The organism is Streptosporangium sp. NPDC048047 (assembly GCF_040653115.1).
Taxonomy (GTDB): domain Bacteria; phylum Actinomycetota; class Actinomycetes; order Streptosporangiales; family Streptosporangiaceae; genus Streptosporangium.
The window spans coordinates 1-1,773 of sequence record NZ_JBEZNH010000136.1 but is presented as its reverse complement, the minus strand read 5'-3'; the positions used below and the strand labels follow the sequence as shown (position 1 = coordinate 1,773).

The following is a 1,773-nucleotide window of genomic DNA, read 5'->3' as shown; positions in this document are numbered from 1 at the left end:
GACACTGTTGGCGAATTGATCAACAGGTCAGGCGGCCAAACACAGAGCCGCGAAGTGGGAGGTCCGGGTCGGGGCCAGCGGAACGCCGGTAAGCCAGGCATCGAGCCTGGTGAGGTTCATCGCCGCGGCGATGAGCACCTGCTGAAGATGCGTCTTGGCGGTCCCGCGATAGCGGGACCGCCGTAGGCCGAAGCCCTTGACCGCCTGAGCGATCGTGCCTTCGACGCCGGCCCTGAGCGCGTAGCGCCGCTGCCACTCCTCACCCTTTTGCGCGTCTCGGGCCCGGAGCAGCGCCTCGTGTTCCTCCCGGGGGCGAAGCGTGATGCGGCGGCCTCCTTTGGACACGCGGGTGCATAGGCCACGGCTGGGGCATGGCCCGCAGTGCCGCGGCGAGAAGCGAACCCGCACCACCGGTGTTCCGCCTTGATCGACCTCGGTTCTCCAGGACCGGCTGGTCGCGCCCTCGGGGCACCGCATGAACTCGTTGTCCCAGTCGATGGTGAAGTCACTGACGGCGAAACCGTTGCCCTCGGCGCTTTGCCAGGCGTTGTCAGGCATCATCGGGCCCAGCAGTTCGATTCCGCGGCGATCGGCGCGAGCGAGGTTGTGGGCGCTCATGTACCCCTTGTCGGCCAGGTGCACCGCGGGCGTCAGCCCGCGCGTGGCCAGGGCCTGGTGGACCAGGTCGGTGGCCTCATAGTCACTTCCGGGAGATGCGGCGGTGATCACACTGGTGATCAGGTGCGGGGCGTCGGTGTCGCACGTCTCGGTGAGGTGCACCTTGTAGCCGTCCCAGTGCGAGTCGCGCTTGGTTCCGGATCGGGCGTCGCCGTCGTAGGGCGAGATGTGCCGGATCGCACCGGGCGGCTGCTCGTCGGGAGTTCGCCAGCGCAGGTGATCATCGATGGTCACGTACTGCTGGATCCACACCTGGCGCAGGGTCTGCACCGCGGGGATGTCACGCAGCCATGTGGGAGCGGCCGGGGAGTAGACCGCGCGCAGCACGCCGTGCCCATCAGCGCCGATCTCGTGGCCGAGCTGGATGCGATCGGTCTTGTTCTTAGGCAGCCGGTAGTCCTCGATGCGGGTCTTGTAGCGGTCGAACCATCCGGGTTCGGCCTGGGTTCGCAGCCAGTCGGGGGCCGCGGCGGCCAGCGCGTTGAGCGCCGCTCGTACCGTTTCGTGCACTTGCTCCAGCCGGTTCATCGTGCGCGTGGCCGCGAGCACGTGGGTGGAGTCGGTGCGCTGGCGGCCACCGCCTCGCAGCAGTCCGGCGGTTACCGCACGCTCCAAGATCGCGTTGAGCAGGTTGTGTTCCAGAGATCCTGCGATCAGGCGGTCACGGAACTCGCTGAGCACCGAGTGGTCGAAGCCGGCGTCGGTCAGCTCCAGCCCGAGTGCGTACTTCCAGTCGATTCGCGCTCGCACGGCCTCGGCCGCCTGCCGATCGGACAGTCCCTCTCCGAACTGCAGGATCGACACCAACGCCAGCCGGGCAGGAGACAGTGCCGGGCGACCGCGGGTGGAGAAGGCCGCGGCGAAGTCCGCGTCCTGGAAAAGGACGCCCAGGGTATCCCGGATACGAATCGCCAGGCTGCCTTTCGGGAAGGCCGCCCGGGCCACCGCCACAGTGGCGGCCGGGATCTGGTCTGCACCAGTCGAACGCAGCGACACCCACGACTCCATCGGTGAGCAGGAACAACGATAACGGCCCCATGATCACAGATGTGATCATGGGGCCGCTGCTTTTTGATCTACTTCGCCAACAGTGTC

The 1,773-nt window shown here is 67.3% G+C and carries 1 protein-coding gene; it reads right to left on the bottom strand.

Going from position 1 to position 1,773, the window contains the following annotated elements:
- Positions 1-27: 27 nt before the first annotated feature.
- Entirely contained in the window at positions 28-1,674 is a 1,647-nt protein-coding gene (locus tag AB0D67_RS39085) for an IS1182 family transposase (RefSeq protein WP_362947496.1), read from the bottom strand.
- Positions 1,675-1,773 lie beyond the last annotated feature (99 nt).